Genomic DNA, 20,085 nt, shown 5'->3' with positions numbered 1-20,085 from the left:
TACATCATAAAGAAGGTACCGTCCCCTCTCCGGGAACGGCACCTTCTTTATTTCTATTTAAGAGAGCGTGTAAATCCGGTAAATAAGCACGGCCGTCTCGGCCCTTGTCGCCTGACCTTGCGGACGGATCTCCGATCCGTTGCCGGCGACGAGCCCGCTCTTCACGAGAGCGGCGATGCTCGCTCTTGCGAATTCGGCCACCTTCGCTTGGTCCGTGAAGCCTGCCAGGTCGGACGGATCGCCTGCAGGAAGCTCGCGATTCGCCGCGGCAAGCGCACGATCGATCAGCACCATCAGCTCCTGCCGGGTAATCGGCGAGTTCGGATTGAACTTGCCGTCGCCCGTTCCGTTCGCGATGCCAAGCTTCTTGGCGACGGCAAGCGCGTGAGCGTAGTAAGCGCCGGAATCGACATCCGAGAAGTTGTCGTCGACGGTGGCATCCAGACCGAGAGCGCCGACAAGGAGGACGATGAAGTCCGCTCTCTGGACGGCCGCGCCAGGTGTGAAGGTCGTTGCCGACGTTCCGTTCACAACCCCCTTCGAGGCGAGCGTCTCGATTGCTTTCTTCGCCCATTCATACTTCGCGATATCGCCGAACGTCTTCTTGACGAAAGCGACGGCATACTTGCTCAGGTGCGTTGTCTTGAAGACGACTGCGCCTGCTTCTTCGTCGTAACGGCTGGTCGGAATCGAGGTCGCTTGCCCTGCTCCGTCGATATACAAGGCGACGAGATGGTCGGCTTCCGCCGCTTCCTGCGCCGTCGGTGTATACGGGATGGAGATGGTAAGCGGCGTTTCGGGATTGCTCCATGGAAGGGCCACGCCGTTCACCTTCAGGATGATCTCGACGACCGGTCGCTGTCCGACGGTTGAGGGAGCCCCGTCACGAACCGCCTCTTCGATTATAAGCGTTATTTGATCCTCCGCATTGCCAGTTGCCGCTCGAATCGCATCAGCCGGCAAACTTACCGTGCCAAGAGGCGTAACGATCGCCACGGTCTTGACAGCAGTTCCGGCAACCGCCGGCCAAGTGACGGAGTACGATGTTGCTCCTTCCGCCTCTGTCATCCGAATGGATACGCGATCGGCATCCTTCACCGCTTTAGCTAACGTATCTGCATCAACGATAACCCCGGATACGCCGGATGCGTCCGGCTTCGCTGCAGGCAAGGAGATCGTTCCCGGTCCGATTGCGATCGGCGTGGTTGCGGTGCCGCTTCCGGTACCGGAATTGCTGCTGCTGTCCGGGTTCGAGCTATAAACGTTGGTCGTCGCCGATTGCGTCGGACCATTCGTACTCCAGTTGCCCGCCGCATCTCCGGCTTCGATCTTGAACGTATAGCCCGCACCTGCTGCCAGCCCCGTGATGTTGAAGCTGAGCACGCCGCCTTCCACCGAGCCGATCAGATCGGCGCCCCGGTAGATGCGATAATCGGTAACCGCAACATTGTCCGCCGCCGCCGTCCAGGTCAATGTGAGCCCGGTATAGCCAATGTTCGATGCGATCAATGAACTGCTCGCCGGCCAGGTCGGAGCTTCGAGATCGACAGGAACCGTATCGTCCGGAAGCGTCGTTGCCTCGCGGGAAGGACCGTCCGTGCTCCAGTTGCCGAGCGCGTCCCCGGCTTCGACTTTGAATGTATAGGTCGTAGCCGCCGCAAGCCCGGTCGCTTCGTAGGTATAGACGCCTGAGGCTACGGAGTCGATAACCTGTCCGTCCTTCAAGATCCGATAGCCGGTCACACCGACGTTATCCTCGGCTTGCGACCAGCTCAAGGTCGCATGATCCTGACCGATATCGGTTGCTTCCAGAACACTCTCCTCCGGCCAGGTTGGCGCAACCGTATCCATCTCCAGCTCGACGACAATCGTTCCGCCCTCCACGGCCGAGAATGCACCGCTCTTCGGAATGTACCCGTCGCGAGTCGCAGAGTACGCATAGTCGCGTCCTTCCGGCAATCGGAAGGTCCGGCCATCCGCTTCCGGCGCATAAGCATAGCCGTCCGCGTCGGTCACTACGATCGAAATGCCTTCTGCCGCCTCGAACGAGACGTTATGATAAGCGGCAGTGCCTGTATTCGCGGCCAGCACGCCCAGCCTTACATGCGCGATATTGATATCGCCCTGAGGCCAGTACAGATAAACGTCCTTGACTCCGCTTACGTCTTCGATGCTCGAAGCTGCAATCTCCTTCAGAGTCGTCCAGCTTCCCGTCGAATTGCTGTCGTCGAACACGGCGATCGGCGTCGCGGTGTCCACCGTGCCGACGCCCGGCTCGGCGACGCGCACCTGGAATTGCCTCGTCTTCGTATTCGGTGTTGCATAGCCGAGCCATGCATACGACAGGCCGTTCTTCAGGTCAACGTTGCTGAACTTCAACCAGCCGTTGTCCCCCGTATATTCAACCCAAGTGGAGCCGATGACAAGCGCTCCGTTGTTCGTGCCTCCCGACTTGGCGCTGTTGTTGATTCCCATTAGCTTCACATCGCTGATGGCGCCGGCGACGAGTTGAACGGACAGCTTGCCGTTTGCAGCCGGGTTGCTCATTGAGGTCGCGACAACTTCAAGCGTCTGCGTGGCGACGTTCGCGCTGACGTCCAGCGTACCGTCCATCCCCAGCTTGACGCCGGAATAGACGCCCTCAAGGCTCCATCTTACGTCGTTGCTGTCCGTCTGAACCGCGCCGTCCGTGAAGACGACAGACGCCGCATACTTCACTTGCGTGCCGGCATCCTGCGGCAACGAGACGATTGTCGGCCCCGTCAGTAGGACGGAAGCAACGCTGTCCTCACTCGTTCCTTGCACGAATTGCAAGGAGCGAAGATTGCTCGGCTTCGTGAAGGAGATGTATACATCGTGCGTTCCGGTTACGGTTGACGCCAGGTCGGCCGTAAGCGTTCGATATTGGCTCGTATCCCCCGTGTTGTCCGCAAGCACGCTGGCGACCGTCGGCCCGCTCGGGCTGTCGAGCCGAAGCTCAATACGGCCAAGCTCCTCAATCGTGGTCTGGGCGGAAGCGACTTCAAGCCTGACTTTATTCGCTCCGTCTTCGCCGAATTGTACGTTGCGGAACCGCGCATAATCCGTTGCCGAAGCTTCCTGCAGCGCCGTAGCGCTCTTCGTGATGTTGCCGTAAAGTTCGTCGGCGTCGACGCCCGCGATCTTCGCATAAGCGTCATGGGTGACGACGGCTTCTTGGATATTGCTGAACGAATATGTCGCTCCTGCAGTCCCGTCGATGATAATCGTATTGGCGTCAACGACTGTTACATCGGAAGCATGAGCCCCCGTAATCGTCGCCGTACCGATATTCGTGCCCTTGACCGTCACTTCGCCGTCGACGTTCGTCTTCAGCTTCGCCGACTTGAGGCTGGATTGCTCCCAAGCCATGTCGACCTCGACGTTGCCTCTGGCCTTCAGTCCGGATACGCTGCCGGTGTTCCACTTGGAAGGAAGTGCAGGCAGAAGCTCAACCGCGCCGCCCTGGCTCTGCAGCAGCATCTCCGTCATCCCGGCGGTTGCGCCGAAGTTGCCGTCGATCTGGAACGGCGGATGCGTGTCGAACAGATTGCTTAGCGTCGACTCGTAGAGCAGCTCCTTGACGAGCTTCTGCGCCCGATCCCCGTCTCGCAAGCGCGCCCAGAAGTTGATCTTCCACGCCTTGCTCCAGCCCGTGCCGCCATCGCCGCGCGTATTCAGCGTTACCTTCATCGCTTCGACGTACTTGTCGTCCTGCTCGCTTCTTCCCGCTACGACCTGATTGCCGGGATGAAGAGCGAACAGATGGTTCGTATGCCGATGGCCGTTGTCGCCGGTCAAGTCCATGGCGACCTCGTCCTTCCATTCCATGAACTGGCCGCCGAGCCCGATCTTCGGTCCGGCCAGCTTCGACTTCGCCGTCACGATCTCATCCAATTCGGAGGAGTCCATGCCGAGGATGTCGCTTGCTTGAATCACCTCGTCGAAGATGCCCCACACGACGCTTTGCACTTCTGTGGCGCCAAGCGAATAAGGACCATGCTCCGGCGAGTAGGATGGATTCGCAACCAGCGTTCCGTCCCGAGTGTCCGTCCAGAGCGTATCGACCCAGAACAGCGCCGCTTGCAGCAGCAGGTCGTAATTCTCCTCAAGGAAGTCCTTGTCCATTGTGAACTGGTAGTGCTCCCAGATGTCCTGGGCCAACCATGCGCCGTCTTCCGGAGAGAAGAACGCACTGCTCGTTGCAGGTGCCGTATTGCCCCAGATGTTGTTCTCATGATGGGTCGTCCATCCGCGAACCGGATCGCCATCGGGAGTTACATAACCGTGCTGCGCACTGAGTGTGCCCCGCGGGACGAGACTCTGGATGTATTCGATATTCGGCATATGCGTCTCGGACAGATTCGTCTGCTCGGCAAGCCAGTAGTTCATCTGCAGATTGATGTTGGCATGATAATCCGACTGCCATGGCGGAGAGGTCCCGTTCGCCCATATGCCTTGGAGATTGGCCGGAAGCGATCCTTCCCGCGATGAAGCGATAAGCAGGTATCTCCCGAACTGGTAATACAATTGCTCCAGGTACCGATCCTCGAGAACCGTATTCGTGCGAGCGTAGCCCGCCAATAATTCATCGGTCGGCTTGCTCGGGAGCGTTGCCCCCATCAGGTTGAGACTTACGCGATCGAACAGATTCTTATAATCCGCAATATGCCTGTCGTACAGCGTGTCGAAGCCCTTCGCCGCAGCCGAGGCCAGCCGCTCTTGAACGGCGATAAGCGGATCGACGCCGGTGAAGTAATCGAACGAATCATCCATCGATTGCTGATAATTCGTCCCCGCCGTCATCAGAATGACGATAGAGTCGGCGTTCTCGACCTTGATGCCGCCGGATTGCGTGCTCATCGTACCTCCGGTCGGGATAACCTTGATCTGCTGGGCGAAGTGCAGCGTTCCTTCGAAGTCGGTTGCCGCATTCGTCTTGTTATGATCGTTCGGCCAGCCTGTCATCGTGATCGTATCTCCGTTCGCCGTTACCGTCTTGCGCTGCTGTTCGCTTGTAACGCTGATGAAGCGGCTCAGTTTGCCGGTGTCAGCGGCAGTGAGACGAATCGCCAGCACGTTGTCGGGATAGTTGACGAAGTATTCCCGCTTCAGCTCAAGATCGTTCTGCTTATATTCCACCTCTGCTTTGCCGTTGTCCAGATCAAGCGAGCGCGTATAGTCGCTGATCGTCGGCTTCGCAGGAGATGCGCTCTCGTCCTGAATGATTTTCACTTCGGACATCTGAAGAGCGGAACCGGAACTCCTTAAAGCGCTTACAGTCAGTTTGAAATATTGATACGTTCCCGGCGTATCGAGACTGAAGATCTGGGTTGCCTTGCGATCATCGAGCGAGAAGCTCGTGACTGTGTCGATCACGGTAAAGTTCGTACCGTCCGTGGAGCCGGACAGCGTCCAGTCCTTCGGATCGCGCCCCGTCGAATCGTTGCCCGTCGTGATCGAGTATGAGTTGGTCGCGATTGGCTTGTTGTAGTCCCAATCGATGACATATGGTGCGCTGTTCGCATTGCCATCCGCGAAGAACTTCGTATTGATGTCGCCGTCGAACAGCTTGGCGACTGTTTCGCCGGCAGTCTTCGTGTTGTCTTTGTCCGTATACACTCGAACGACGGAAGGCGTAACCGCATTCAAATCTTCCATCCAGATCGAGCCAAGCTCCTGATACGAACCGAAGTTCGTCTTCGTTCCGATCAGACCGCCCGTCGAGCCATTGCCGTTGATAAGCGTGTTCAAGCTGCTTGGCACATTGTAGCTCGGCGCGACAACCTTGCCATTGCTGTCCACGTAGGCCTGTGTGCCTTGCGAGAAGGCCGTCATTGCGTCCTGGATCTGGGTTCGCACTTGCTGCAGAATGTCGTGCTTCTCCTCCGCCGTATCCTTATGACCGCCATCGTACTCGGCATTCGCGCCGGGACCGCCCGACCACAATGTCTTCTCATTGACAAGAATCCGATCCTTGTCGACACCTCCGAATACCATCGCGCCCATGAAGCCGTTGCCGAGCGGAAGCGCTTCCGATTCCCAACTGGTTGCCTCCTCCGTATACCACGTCTTAAGCGGAACTTTCTGATCGCCGGTGCTGCCAACGCCGGTATCCGCCAGCGCAGACACGATTCCAATATTCGTGATCGCAAGTGTAAGCGCCAGCGTCGAGCTTACTGACTTTCTAAACATGGATTACCCTCCTCATGAATATCCTTCATGAATACTTCCAGCCCGGAACGAGCGCACCGCCCGAAGGCGGCAAGAGCGCGATACTCCTCTTCCCGCCTGCAAGACATCGATTCTTTATTCGTACAGAACTGCCTTGATCTCTTCACTGTCGATATTATCCTTGTCATACCAGTAGAAGCCGGTATCGATGTTCTTCTCGACGGTCTCGCCGTTGATTGCCGCCACGGCGGCCTTAACTGTTTCGTACCCGATGCCGATCGGATTCTGCGTAATGGCTCCGGCCATCTTGCCGCTCTTGATGGCATCTATCTGCGCCTTGCCCGAGTCGAAGCCGATAATGATAACCTTGCCGGCCATGTTCGATTCGGTAACGCCGTTCAATACTCCGATCGCCGCGCCTTCGTTCGTGCCGAATACGCCCTTGATGTCCGGATGAGCCTGAAGGATCGCCTTCGTCAGGTCGGTCGCCTTGAGATGATCGCCGCTATACTGAATGTCGACAATCTTGATATCCGGATATTTATCCTTGATCTGATTGACGAAGCCGTCGCGACGATCGACTCCCGTTCGGCTCGTCTGGTCGTGCGCGATGACCGCAATCTCTCCCTTGCCGCCAATCAATTCGGCCATCTTGTCGGCTGCAAGCGCGGCAGCGGCCTTGTTGTCGGTCGCCGCCGTCGCGATCGGAATGTCGCTGTCGACACCCGAGTCGAACGCAATAATCGGAATGTTCGCATCCTCCGCCTTCTGAAGCAATGGCAACGAAGCTTGGCTGTCCAGAGCAGCGAAGCCGATCGCGCTTGGCTTCTTGTCGAGGGCGACCTGCAGCATCTCAAGCTGCTTGTCGACTTGTTCTTCGGTCTCCGGTCCTTCGAAGGTGATCTCCACGTTGTACTCGGCTGCGGCCTTCTCTGCGCCGATCTTGACCGCTTGCCAGAATTGATGCTGGAACCCCTTCGAGATGATGGGGATGTACAGCTTGGCTCCCGCATCCGTCGTGCCGGATGCGGCAACGGATGAGCTTGGCGCAGCCGCCGGCGACGAGTTGCCTCCATTGTTCGATCCGCAAGCGGACACCAGCAGAATTCCGGCCAGCAGCATCGAAGCAGCCGTCCACTTCTTCACATTCCTCTTCATTCGTACTCTCCCCTTCGACTATGAATAATGTAATGATTTATATAACCTTCGCCCGCAGACTCTCCTTGTGCAATTGGCTGGCGGGCGAAGACCATACACACAATTAAGCGCCCTTCTTGCGGCGAAGAATGTCGGCATAGACAGCCAGGAAGATAACGAAGCCGACGACGACCGTCTGCCACTCCTGGGGAACGGACAGAATGCGCAAGCCGTTCGTCAGAACACTCATGATAAGCGCGCCGATCACCGTACCGATGATCGTGCCCTTGCCGCCGCTCAGCGAGGTGCCGCCGATGACGACCGCGGCGATCGCTTCAAGCTCATATCCTTGTCCAAGCGCCGGCTGAGCGGAATTAAGCCGCGAAGCGATAAGGATGCCGGCGATGCCGGTGAAGACGCCGGCGATCGTGTAGATGACAATCTTCCAGAAGTTCACGTTGACGCCCGAGAGACGGGCCGCCTCCTCGTTGCTGCCGATCGCGAAGTTATATCGGCCGACCAGCGTTCGAGTCAGCACGATACTTCCGATAATGGCGGCGGCGAAGAAGATCAGCACCGCATTCGGAATCGTGAAGCCGGGAATGATGTCGCCAAGCAGCGAACCCAACGCTATATCGGTGAATCCTTTGGCATCCGTAAAGTAGACCGGCTTCGTTCCCGAGATGACGAGAGCAAGCCCCTTCGCAATCATCATCATCGCCAGTGTTGCGATAAAAGGCGGTATATTCAGCTTTGACACGGCGTAACCCGACACCAGTCCGCAGAGCGCGCCGGTCATGACGCCGACCAGCAGGCCGACCCAAATCGGAGTTCCCCAGAAGGAGATGCTTACTCCCGTCATGACCGCACTCAAGGTCATCACCGTACCAACCGACAGATCGATTCCCCCGGTGATGATGACGAAGGTAGCGCCAAGCGCCAGAACTCCGGTCACCGCCGTGGAGAGCAGAATGCCGACGATGTTGGAGAATTTAAAGAAATTTTCCGAGGCGAACGAAAAGATAACGACCAAAGCGATCAAACTGCCGAACGCAAGAAACTGCTGCAGCCACCCCGGCTTGAAAATAGACAATTGCCTCGTCGGAGCCGCCCCCAACGCTAGCGATGTTTTCTTCATCCCAATCCCCTCCGAATTATGCGTGAAGCGCTTCTTCTCTCTGCGTGGCGTAATGCATGATCGTCTCCTGAGTCAATCCGTCGTTCATCAGATCGGCCGTAACCCTGCCCTCGCACATAACGAGAACCCGATGGCTGAGCCGCAGCACCTCCGGCAGCTCCGAACTGATCATGATGATCGACTTGCCCTGTGCAGCCAGACTGTCCAGCAGCTTGTAAATCTCGCTCTTGGCTCCAATATCGATCCCCCGTGTCGGTTCGTCGAAAATCAGGATATCGCAGTCCCTGGTCAGCCACTTCCCGATAATCACCTTCTGCTGATTGCCGCCCGACAAGTTCTTCAGGCGCTGATGAACGCTCGGCGTCTTCACCTTAAGCCGCTCGACGACATCCTCCGATACCCGCTCGATTCGCGAGCCGGACATCCATGAGAATCGGGCGAACCGACCAAGCGAAGCAATCGCGACATTCGTCTTAACGTCCATATCGACCAGGCAGCCGTACCTCTTGCGGTCCTCCGACAAATATCCGATTCCTTCGCGGACGGCATCGTGCGGAGCGCCTATTCTTACTCTCTTCCCTCGAATGAGAATCTCGCCGGAATCAAGCGAATCCGCACCGAAGATCGCTCTTGCCACCTCCGTGCGTCCCGCGCCGATCAGCCCGGCCATGCCCAGAATCTCGCCCTTGCGCAATTTGAAGCTGACATCCTTGATCGTCCGTCCCCGGTTCAGCCCCCGCGCTTCGAGTACGACTTCTCCGTAGGAATCTGCGAGCTGAGGCCCTTCGACATGGTACAGCTCCCGGCCGACCATCATCGAGATAATTCGCTCGACCGTTGTCTCTCTCGTTAGCACCGTATCGATGTAAGCTCCGTCCCGCATGACCGTAATCCGGTCGCTGATGCGCTGCAGCTCGGCCATCCGGTGGGAGATGTAGACAATGCCGACACCTTCGGCTCTAAGCTTCTCGATCGTCGCGAACAGCTCCTCGATCTCGTTGTCGCTGAGCGCCGCAGTCGGCTCGTCCATGATGAGCGCCTGGGACTCGTACGAGATTGCCTTAACGATCTCGACCATCTGCTGCTTGGCAACGGTGAGATCGGACACGAGCGCAGTCGGCTCGATATCCAGATTCATCTGGGCCAGCAGCTTGGAGGTTTGCCTGTTCATCTCTTTGTCGTTAAGGAACAGCCCCCCGAAGCTTCGCGGTTCGCGCCCGATGAAGATGTTCTGAGCGACGGTGAGGTCCGGAGCCAGATTCAGCTCCTGATGAATCATCGTGATTCCGAGCTTCTGTGCCGCTTTGGTATCCGCAATCTGGACAGGGCCGCCCTTGTATGCAATCTCTCCTTCGTCCTTCTGATAAACCCCCGTCAGAATCTTCATCATCGTCGATTTGCCCGCGCCGTTCTCTCCGACCAGCGCATGGACCTCGCCGGATCGCAGCTCGAACCGGCAGCCCTTCAGCGCATGGACGCCGGCAAAATGCTTTTCGATTCCGGTCATGGTTACGAGCGCCTCGTTCATTGCCTGCCCCTCCTTGCTTCCATTCCGTTGTTGCTTTTAAATATAACGCTTTCAATCTTTGGCCTGAATGTGATTTCTTCCGGGAAGAGTCGAAAAATATTCGGACATAATCGGACATAAACAGAAAAACGGGCCAGCGGCCCGTTCTTATTCGTAGAATGGGAAGAGAAGCTTCTGATTCTCTTCCTCGTACATATTGTCTCTGGTAATGGTTAGCGAGCCCGTGTCGATCCGCTTCGGCACTTCCTTCCCGCGAACCGAATCGACTGCCGTCTTGACGCTCAGATAGCCCATCTGGAACGGATTCTGGATTATCGTAGCCTGCATGATTCCTTCTTCGAGCAGCTTGACCTCGTTAATCGAACTATCGAAGCCGATCAGCCGGATGCGATCGCTCATCCCGAGCTCGCGGATGGCTCTTCCCGCCCCTACGCTCGTCGGTTCGTTCAAGCCGACGATGCCGCGCAGCTCGGGGTGCTCGGCGATCGCGCGTTTGGTATACAAGTAGGCATTATCCTCCTGACCTTGTGCATCGTATGTAGCAAGCAGCCGAATTCCCGACTGTTCGTCCAGCACCGAACGCACGCCCTTCTCCCTGTCAATCAGGGAAGCGCCGGCCGATCCGTAATTGATAATCGCCACATCCGCAGGTCCTTCGAGAGTGTCCAGAAGCGCTTGGCCCGCTTCCTTGCCCGCCTTGACATTATCTGTTGCAACAGCGCTCCTCGCGATGTCGGCATTGATTCCCGAATCGACAATAAAAAAGCGAATCTTGCCGGCCGCAACCTTCTTCGCCACGGGGACAAGCCGATTGAAGTCGTTGGCCGACAAAATGATCGCATCCGGCTTGCGGGAGATCGCTTCCTCGACACGCGAGATTTGTCCATCGACATCGGCATCCGAACGCGCGCCCGTCACCTTGACCTCCGCACCGAATTCTTCAGCGGCGACGTTGGCGCCGTCCTTCAGCACTTTCCAGAACTCGATGGAATCGTCCGTCGATTTAATAATAATCTCGATGCGAATCGGCGCCCGATCAGGCCAGCTTGCGAAGGCAAACCAGGCGAGCGACAGCATCATGACAATCAGCCCGACGATCCAAGCCGGGCGTCGTAACCGGTACGCGAACATACTTCACTCTCCAACGGGCGGAACCGCCGTTTTTTTCGGGAAACGAATCGTTGCCGTCGTACCTTCTCCCGGCGAGCTGGCATAGCTTAGCCCATACTGAGGCCCGAAGTACAACTGAAGTCGCTCGTGAACGTTCCGAACGCCGACACCCCGCCCTTCCGGCCGCTTCGCTATCGGCAACAGAAGAGTGCGCACCGTCTCCTCATCCATGCCGCAGCCGTTGTCTTCAACGATCAGCAAAATATCGGTATCCGTCATCTGCGACTTGACGACTACGCTCCCTGCCCCGCGCTTCTTCTTGATTCCGTGATAGATTGCATTCTCCACGATCGGCTGCAAGATGACCTTGATCGTCAAGATGTGCTCGATCGAGCCATCGATATCAATCCGGTAGTCGAGCTTGTTGCTGTAACGCATCTTCTGTATCTTCAGATAATTCGTGATGTGCTCAATCTCGTTGCGGATCGGCACAAGCTCTTCCCCCTTGCCGATCGATGCGCGGAACAGCTTCGCCAGTGCGGACGTCATGAGGATCACCTCCTGCGAACGGTTGCTCTCTGCCATCCAGATGATCGAATCCAACGTATTGTACAGAAAGTGCGGGTTGATCTGTGCCTGCAGAGCACTCAGCTCACTCTTGCGTTTCTGCTCCTGGTCAGAGATCGTCTGGTTCATAAGCTCCTTGATTCGTCCGACCATAATATTGAATGCCCGCGCAAGACGACCGATCTCGATCGTCTTCGGCACCGGAACATGCAGGTCGAAGTTGCCGCGCTCGACTTCCTTCATGTGCGATTCCAGTTGACGTATCGGACGGCTTACACGCTGGGACAGATAGAAGGAGATCAGGATCGCAATTACGATGCAGACAAGTCCGAGGAAAATGAACGACAGACGCAAATTGTTCTGATTGGCAGCCAGTTCGTTCACATAGGAGACACCGACGATTCTCCACCCGAAGCCCGCATCCTCTACGGTGTACATGCGGCTGTCCTTGCCTTCGTCGCTCGTGAAGGTACCGCTCTGCGTAACAAGCACCCGGTCGATCATCTCTGTCTTGAGCTTGCTGTAGATGAGCTGCTGCTGCGGATGATAGACGAGCTTGCCGTTCTGATCCACGATGAACAGATACCCCCGCTTCCCCAGCTTGATATCCTTCAGGATATCGTTCATGACGCTGAAGTTGAGGTCAACAAGGAATACGCCAAGACTCCGCCCGTCGCGACCGATCAACTCGCGGCTGAGCGATACGACCCAAGGATAGCTGCCCTTGAAGATCGGCTGAACATGGCTGGAAGAGATGACATTCTCTCCATGAGCGGCAAGAGCGTCTTTGTACCAGCTCATCTCTTCGATGTCGATATACGGATTGCGTTCCAGTTCGGCCCTTCCCGTCACAAATCTCCCCCCGCTTGTAGCGAAGATATTCACGGAAGCAATATCGGTGCGGGAGACAAGCATCGATCCCAGGAAGTCGACGATGCTCTCCTTCAGCTTCTTCTCTTCTTCCAGGCTCTTGAACGACGTGGCCGAGAAGTATTCCTGAATCGTCCGGTTGCCTGCCGCCAGATCCGACATATACATCATGCCATTGATGTACGACCTGATGTTCTTGTTCACCTGCTTCACAAGTTCGGTCGTATAGGTCTGGGTATTCGATTGAACCGACTCACGGGATACGTAATACGATGTTACCCCCATAATAAGAATGGTCATCAAGATGACCAGCGCGAAGGCAAATACGATATTCGTCTGGAAGCTTCGAAGCTTAAACGGCGGCTTCAACGGTCATCACGCCTTCTTCATCGTCGATTTCTGGCGGTATTCGGTAGGCGTATCTCCTTGGTGCTTCTTGAACGCTCCGCTGAAGTAGTGAGGATCGCTGTATCCTACTTCGTAAGCGATTTCATAACTCTTCATGGACGTCAATGCCAATAGCTCCCTGGCCTTCTCCATTCGTATATCCGTCACGTGCTCCACGAAAGTCTTGCCGATATGCTGCTTGAACATCACGCTAAAGTAGCTCGGACTCATGGAGATGTGCTTGCATACGGAGATAAGCGAGAGATCCGGGTCTTTATAATGGTGCTTAACGAACTCAAGCGCCTTGTTCACTTGAAGATCGCTCTGGCTGTCCCTTAAGCCGCGTATCTTCGCGACGGCTTGCTTGCACAGCTCCCCAAGCCATGCCTGAGCTTCGTCCAGCGTACCGAGAAGAGCAAGCTCCTCCATCGGATCGCTTCTCGGTCCAGGCGGCCTCGCCGCCTGGTGATCAAGCTCATACAGCGTATGCATCAGCGTCAAGACAATCCGCTGCAAGTACAATTGGCATAACGGCAACGGGAAGAGGTGTTCCCGGATCGCCTTGAACAACTTATCGACCCATTCGTCCAATTCATCCGGAGTTCCGGTCTTCAGCTTCGTGACAAGCTCGCTCTCCCATGCAACGACGGATAAAACCTCCGGCCGCTCGCGCGCTTCGACGTCCGAGAGAGGGATGATCGTTCCGAGGCCGATGACGAACCGATATTCGAGCGCCGCCAACGCTGTTCGATGCGCGCAGGTGACGTCCTCCCTGAGCCTCGCAGGAAGGCCGACTCCAATGGACAGCTTAACGGGAAGAATCGAGACGATTGCTTCGTGGCTCTCCTCCGCCAGTTGAAGCGCCGTCTCCATGAGCTTCCGAGGGTCGTCCCCGGCTACGAGCGCGAAGACTCGGTTCTCGCAATCGCGATACACCGAGGAATCTTGGCGGCTGCCGATCAATTCCGTCACTACATTATAGACGGCGAATCGAATCAATTGCTGATCGGCTATCGAGGACGAATACTCCCAGGTGAACTCATCCACGTCCATCGCCAGTTCGATCCACTGGCTTCCGTTCGCGCCGATCTGGAAGTAGCTCAATCCTTCCCGCTTCTGTCTGTCCGTCATAGGCGAGGTCATCATCTGCTCGAGGAAGCGCTCTCGAAGGAGCGGCATGTTCTCCGCGAGCTGGCGCCTCAATTGCTCATAATCCTGCTCTTTGTTCCGTTGCGAATCCAGATCCTGGCGCAATCGAGCCAGCACGGTGCCGAGCTCGACTGACGTTATCGGCTTCAACAAATAATCGACCGCTTGAAGCTTCACAGCCCTCTGAGCATAATCAAAGTCGTCATAACCGGTCAGAATGACGACCTTCGCATCCGGATGTCGTTCTGCCAATTCACGGGTAAGCTCCAGCCCGTCCATGAACGGCATCCCGATATCGGTTAACACAACATCCGCTTGTTCTCGTTCCATGAACTCGAGCGCCTCAATGCCGTCTTCGCAATCGCCGATGCATTCGAAGCCGTACTCCGTCCAGTTCATCTGGCTCTTGATCGCATCCCGAACCAGAATCTCGTCATCCACTATTATCAATTTATACATCTCCGCGCCTCCTGCCCAGCCTATCGTCCGCCCCGCTGTCCCCCCAACCGGAGATCGCTTCCGACATTCCGACTGATTCCTCCTTGATCGCTTGGGCCATTGCGGTCAGCTTGTCGGTCTCGCGCAGATGCGCTTCCGTCGTGGCATAGACAGTCGCCGTAACATGGGCCGTCTCGCCCGCGACCGACGCAATCTGTTCCATCGCCTGAAGCGTATGCGACTTGGACAGAAGCATCTCGTCGGCAGCGCAGCCGATCCGATTCACGAATTCGATAACGATATCCGCTTCGTTCGAGATTTGTCCGAATGTCTCGCCGGTTCTTCTCACCGCCTTCTCCTGCTCGCCGAAGAGACGTGCGGCCAGCGAAGCGCTCTCGACAACGTCGCGGGCACGGTGACCGACCTCGTCCACCGTGCTTGCAATGCTCTCGGCGGCGGCCTTCGTCTCGTCGGCCAATCGCCTTACTTCTGCCGCTACTACTGCGAAGGCTCTGCCAGCCGCACCGGCTCGACTGGCTTCAATCCTCGCGTTGACGGCGAGAATATTCGTCTGGCGGGCGATGCCCCGAATCGTCCTCGCGACTTGGCCGACGTCGGCCAAGTCGCGGCTCCATCTTCCGATATGCGAATGGACTTCGCCGAACACGGCGTTCGCCGCGGCCGTCTTGTCGCTCAATACCGACAGCGTGTCGTGCGATTGTCCGCATGCAATTCCGATTCCCGCTGCGGCCGTCTGAATCCCTTCTATGCTGTCGCCGATTCGGTCAATTCTGTCCGCCAGTTCAACCATTGTGTTCGAGCCTTCGGATGCCGCTGCCGCCTGCCTGACGGAGCCTTCGCTGATCTGCCCCATCGAGGCGGCGAACTCGCCGAGATCTCCGCGGAATTGCTCGGCCATCGCCGCAGTGCCGCGGGATTGGACGAGCATCCGGTCCGAGGATTCGCGCGTTCTCCGAACCAAATTGCCGATCGCTGCGACCATATCGTTAAATCGTGCGGAGATTGTCCCCATCTCGTCACGATTCGGGTCGCGCAGCACCTCCGACAGATCTCCTTCGCTTACCCTCTGAATAGCCGCCATCAGCCTCCTGCTCGGCACGGATACGCCGAGCGAGACGAAGTAAGCGACCAGTGCCGCGACGATCAGGCACACGGCTCCGATCAGCAGCATCCTCTGCTCAAGCCTCACAAGCTCCATGCGCAGGAACGAGTCCGGAATGATGGACACGACTGTCCATCCGGTAGAGGCGACAGGAGCCGTGGAGATCAGCGAGCGTTCGCCGAACGATTGTCCGAAGGCGGACACCGACCCGTTCAGGACCTTGTGCATAACCGCTTCCGTCAGGCCCGCATCCTCCGGACCGCCGGCGAGCGGCAGCCTGTCTTTGTTGCGGCTGGACACGACCTGCTCTTGTTCGTCCATGATAAACAACTCGGCTCCGGGACCCAGCTCGATTCTATCATAGATCTCCATCAAGTGCTTCTCCTCAATCGTTATAATAATCGTGCCAAGCTTGTGCCCGTTTATGGCTGATTTGATTCTCTTGCTAATGGCGATGGAGAACTTCCCGCTCGTGCTGTCCTCGATGAGGGAATAACGATAGCCGCTTGTCTCTTCCGTAGATTGAACGATTCGTTTAAGCTTCTGTTTATTCAAGGTGTTGTACGTCCCAAGCGTCTCCAGTCCGTTCACGTCCAGCACAATGCTCGACACGTAATTGAGCAGGGACAGCTTGTGGGCGATCTCCTTATTGATCAGGCTGTCTCGACGCGTGTTGCTCGTGTTCGTGTCGTTGATGTCCGCTAGTCCGCTCTGAATGTTGTCACTGGATGCGATATCCTCGATCGCATATTGAATATGACCGATATCCAGATCGATCTTGGCGCCGATCTGCTCGATAATCTGTCCGGAATAAAGCTTAATTTTCCCGCTGATCGCTGCACTCGAATGTCGGTAGCTGACAATCCCCGTTATTCCGATCGTGATCGCCAGCAAGACCGCGAAGAATACGGTCAATCTCGTCTGGACGGTTCCGAATCTTAGAAGCCGATGATCGGCCGTTCGACCGATCGATTCTCTGACCCGCTTCCATTGATTCATCCTTCATGCCTCCTTGGACCCCGCCGCCTATGGCAGCGGGATCTTGCCCGGCTTGGGCTCTCGGAATTTCCAATGTTCTGCGTCAGCCCAGTTCTACGTATGGCTCGAGCTCTTCAAACAGCCGCTTGCTGTCCGTTCCGTCCGGAACGACAAGGAACATCGGCTCATTAAGCTTCAGCGCATACAAGCCAAGAATAGATTTGGCGTCGGCCAACCCGCTCTTGCTGTGAATCCAGATGTCGAACGGATACCTCGAGACGATCGCATTAACCTTCTCGATGCTTCCGACATCCTTGATACGAATCGATCGGATCATGAAGCCCTCAACCTCCTGCTGAATGCGTTTCCATACTATCGATTGTAAAGGAGGAGGACGCGACAAAACATCGAAAAATATTGGAGAGTAGTCGAAAAAAATGCGATGCGCAAACAAGCTGATTATTCGCGCAGTTCAACCGGATAATCATATTGACCAATAGCGGAAGAGGGAGTTCATCCCTCTTCCGCTATTGGTTGTTCCTGCTCATTAACGCTTGCTTGCACGCGTTCTTCCTCACGGCAACCGCACTTCAAACTCCTCGTCGCGGTCGCAGATCAGCTCGCCGTCCCTGACGCGCAGACGCGCGGCTTGAACCGAAGAGCGCCGCTGCTCGCGGCCGTCTTGCCCTGCGCCGCCGCGTGCGGCTCGCCCCGGATGCGTGAAGTAGAAGATGTACGCTTCGTCTCCGACCACGACGACATCCGCATGGTGGCCGAAGCCCGCGTCATCCTCCCGCTTGCCCGAGGCTGCCAGGATGTGCCCGGCCGGCGTCCAATGCTCCAGATCGTCGGACCGGAAGACGCCCTGGCCGCTCCATTCGTCGACGATCATCCAATAGCTGTCGTGGAAGCGGAACACATTGGGCCCCTCGTGCGCGCGATGCGTCAGCGCCGGGCCGATCGGCTTCCACTCGTATAAATCGTCGCTGTCCGCCGCGTAAGTGAACGAATTGTTCGCTTCATCCTTGTACCACATCCGGAATCCGCCGGCCGGCTTCTCGAAGATGCACGCATCGATAACCCGGTCGGAGCTCAGCTTCAGCGGCCCTTCCAGCTTCCAGGCCAGAAGGTCCGGGCTGGAATAATGGAGGATCGTTCGGGAGCCGACCCAAGCGGTGGGGACGCCCTGAATATAGCTGACATACATATGATAGACGCCTTCCCGATAGACGATCTCCGGCGCCCAGAACGTATTGCGCCCCCATTCGAACTCGAGCCCGGACAGCGTGCCCCGATACGTCCAGGTGCGCCCTCCGTCCGGAGAGGAAGCGACGCCGAGATCCGAGCCGTGAACCCAGGCGACGCCCGGCCCTTCCGCCGACGCCCTCCTGCTCGTATACACCATCCACCACTGCCGCTCTTGCCTGTTGTAAATAAGCGTCGGATCGGTCGCGCCGTCATGAATAGGGTCGCGATACAAAGGCGTTTGCATAAACAGCACCTCCCCTTTCTTTTCCACGTCGAATATTATCCCTTAACGGAGCCAAGGAGAACCCCCTTGATAAAGAACCTCTGCGCGAAAGGATACATAATAATCATCGGGATCGAAGCGATAACCATAGAGGCCAGTTCGATCGTCTGCGATGTAATCTCGCCGTTGCCTTGCGCCAGCGCCAGCAGCTGGGAGATGGACGGATTCGACAGCGCCGCCGAGCTGGACAACTGCTCGACGGCCGAGCTCGTCTGCAGCAGCTTCAGAATCATGTATTGCAGCGTCTGCAGATGCTCGGATTGCGTGAAGTAGAGCGTCGTCCCGTAATCGTTCCAGATGCCGACCGCCGTGAAGATGGACAGGGCCGCCAGCACCGGCTTGGAGAGCGGCAGGACAATGCGGAAGAAGATCGCGAATTCGCTCGCGCCGTCCAGCTTGGCCGACTCGAACAGGGCGTCCGGAATCGCTTTGTAATTGGCGTTGAAGATAATAACGTTCCAGAAGCCGCTGAACAAGGAGGGCAGGATGTAGACCCAATACGAATCGTAAAGATGCAGCCAGTTCATCAGCATAAACGACGGAATCAGCCCGCCGCTGAAGTACATGCTCGTGAACCCGATCGCCATGTACCATCGGCGTCCCTTCAGATAAGGGCGCGAGAACGCGTAGGCGAACATCGCCGTGTACAGGATGGAGACGACGGTGACGATGACGGTCCGCGAGATCGTGATCCAGGCCGCTTGCAGCAAGCCGGGATCGGCCAGCACGGTTCGCCAGCTGGCCCATGTGAAGCTGCGGGGCCAGGCGAAGACGGGACCATGCTGCAGGTCCGCCCCGTGGTTCAGCGAGCTGATCAGCGCGTACCAGAACGGATATACGGTCACGACCATGATGACAACCATGATCGCGGCATTCAAGAGGTAAAATAATCGTTCGCCCGGAGACTTTCCTCCCACCATACTCCCAGATGCCTCCTTAGAACAGCCCTGATTTGGTCAGCTTGTTCGAAGCGTAGTTCGCTCCGACGAGCAGCACGAGCGCAAGCACCGACTTCATAAGACCGATAGCCGTGGCCGCGTCGAATTGGAATTGCAGCAAGCCTATCTGATACACATAGGTGTCGATGACTTGGCTGGCCTGCATATTAAGCGAATTCTGCAGAACGTAGATCTGCGTAAAATTGTTGTTCAGCATGCCGCTCACGGCAAAAATAATCAAAATCATCAGCGTCGGCAAAATGCCCGGAATCGTAATATGACGCATCCGTTTAAAGCGCCCGGCCCCATCGATGGCGGCCGCTTCGTAGAGCGACTGTTCGATGCCCGACATGGCGGCCAAGTACAGGATGGCTCCCCAGCCGATGTCCTTGAGCAGGTTGGTCGTGATCGCCAGTCCCCAGAAGTAATGCGGATCGGCCAGGAACTGAATCGGTTTATCGACAAGATGAAGCTCGGTCAGAACATAGTTGACGATGCCGCCTTGCGGGTTCAGCAGCGTAATAAACAAGCCCCCGTATATAACCCAGGAGAGAAAGTGCGGCAAATATGTTACGGTCTGAATAAGCGATTTAAACTTCGCGCTCACGATCTCGTTCAGAAGAAGGGCGAATCCGAGGGTGACGGGAATGCCGACCAGAGAACCGAGCAGGTTGATGCCGAGCGTGTTGCGCACCATCGGCCAGAACTGGAAGTCGTGGAAGATCATCGTGAAGTTCTCAAATCGATTCCAAGGACTCGTGAAGATCCCTTCGATTCCGCTGATCGGATCGTAGTCCTTGAATGCCATCAGCAGCCCGAACAGGGGGAAAAAGTTGAATACGACGATGAGCGCCACTGCCGGCCACAGCATGATCAACAGTTCCGCCTGCGTTCGCCAATCGCGCTGCAGCGCGTATCCTTTGCGTCGCCCGGCCAGCGTGCCGGCAGGCTTCTCCTTCGCAAGCTTCATTCTGCGGTCCCTCCACATGGAAGCCGGAA

General features: G+C 56.8%; 12 protein-coding genes. All 12 read right to left on the bottom strand.

The window, feature by feature from the left end; all coding sequences use genetic code 11:
- Window positions 1–57 precede the first annotated feature (57 nt).
- Window positions 58–6,213 carry a glycosyl hydrolase family 95 catalytic domain-containing protein gene (locus tag E6C55_RS34275; protein ID WP_211093632.1) on the bottom strand — a complete coding sequence of 2,052 codons (6,156 nt, stop codon included), beginning with the start codon at window positions 6,211–6,213 and terminating at the stop codon, window positions 58–60.
- Window positions 6,214–6,327: 114 nt separating this feature from the next.
- On the bottom strand, window positions 6,328–7,350 hold the full coding sequence (locus tag E6C55_RS22530) for an ABC transporter substrate-binding protein (protein WP_136372078.1): 1,023 nt from the start codon (window positions 7,348–7,350) through the stop codon (window positions 6,328–6,330).
- 103 nt (window positions 7,351–7,453) lie between these two features.
- Window positions 7,454–8,467, bottom strand: coding sequence for an ABC transporter permease (locus E6C55_RS22525; protein ID WP_168735816.1), 1,014 nt, complete (start codon window positions 8,465–8,467; stop codon window positions 7,454–7,456).
- A gap of 16 nt (window positions 8,468–8,483) precedes the next feature.
- Window positions 8,484–9,995, bottom strand: a complete 1,512-nt coding sequence (locus E6C55_RS22520) for a sugar ABC transporter ATP-binding protein (RefSeq protein WP_136372077.1) — start codon at window positions 9,993–9,995, stop codon at window positions 8,484–8,486.
- Between the two features lie 147 nt (window positions 9,996–10,142).
- Window positions 10,143–11,126, bottom strand: a complete 984-nt coding sequence (locus E6C55_RS22515; RefSeq protein ID WP_136372076.1) for a substrate-binding domain-containing protein — start codon at window positions 11,124–11,126, stop codon at window positions 10,143–10,145.
- A gap of 3 nt (window positions 11,127–11,129) precedes the next feature.
- Window positions 11,130–12,911: a sensor histidine kinase gene (locus tag E6C55_RS22510; protein WP_136372075.1), complete on the bottom strand. Its 1,782-nt coding sequence runs from the start codon at window positions 12,909–12,911 to the stop codon at window positions 11,130–11,132.
- Window positions 12,912–12,917: 6 nt separating this feature from the next.
- A complete protein-coding gene (locus tag E6C55_RS22505; RefSeq protein WP_136372074.1) occupies window positions 12,918–14,537 on the bottom strand; it encodes a response regulator in 1,620 nt (539 codons plus the stop codon).
- A complete protein-coding gene (locus E6C55_RS22500) occupies window positions 14,530–16,638 on the bottom strand; it encodes a methyl-accepting chemotaxis protein (protein ID WP_136372073.1) in 2,109 nt (702 codons plus the stop codon). Before E6C55_RS22500 ends, E6C55_RS22505 begins: the two co-directional genes overlap by 8 nt.
- Window positions 16,639–16,720: 82 nt before the next feature.
- Window positions 16,721–16,954, bottom strand: a complete 234-nt coding sequence (locus E6C55_RS22495; RefSeq protein WP_136372072.1) for an HPr family phosphocarrier protein — start codon at window positions 16,952–16,954, stop codon at window positions 16,721–16,723.
- 237 nt (window positions 16,955–17,191) lie between these two features.
- A complete protein-coding gene (locus tag E6C55_RS22490; protein WP_136372071.1) occupies window positions 17,192–18,109 on the bottom strand; it encodes a glycoside hydrolase family protein in 918 nt (305 codons plus the stop codon).
- Window positions 18,110–18,144: 35 nt separating this feature from the next.
- Window positions 18,145–19,068, bottom strand: coding sequence for a carbohydrate ABC transporter permease (locus E6C55_RS22485; protein WP_136372070.1), 924 nt, complete (start codon window positions 19,066–19,068; stop codon window positions 18,145–18,147).
- Window positions 19,069–19,084: 16 nt separating this feature from the next.
- Entirely contained in the window at window positions 19,085–20,056 is a 972-nt protein-coding gene (locus E6C55_RS22480) for an ABC transporter permease (RefSeq protein WP_136372069.1), read from the bottom strand.
- Between the last annotated feature and the right edge of the window lie 29 nt (window positions 20,057–20,085).

Origin of the sequence: Cohnella fermenti (genome assembly GCF_004801405.1) — a bacterium.
GTDB lineage: Bacteria > Bacillota > Bacilli > Paenibacillales > Paenibacillaceae > Cohnella > Cohnella fermenti.
Note: the sequence above shows the minus strand (reverse complement) of the source record. Positions and strands in the feature narration are given on the sequence as shown.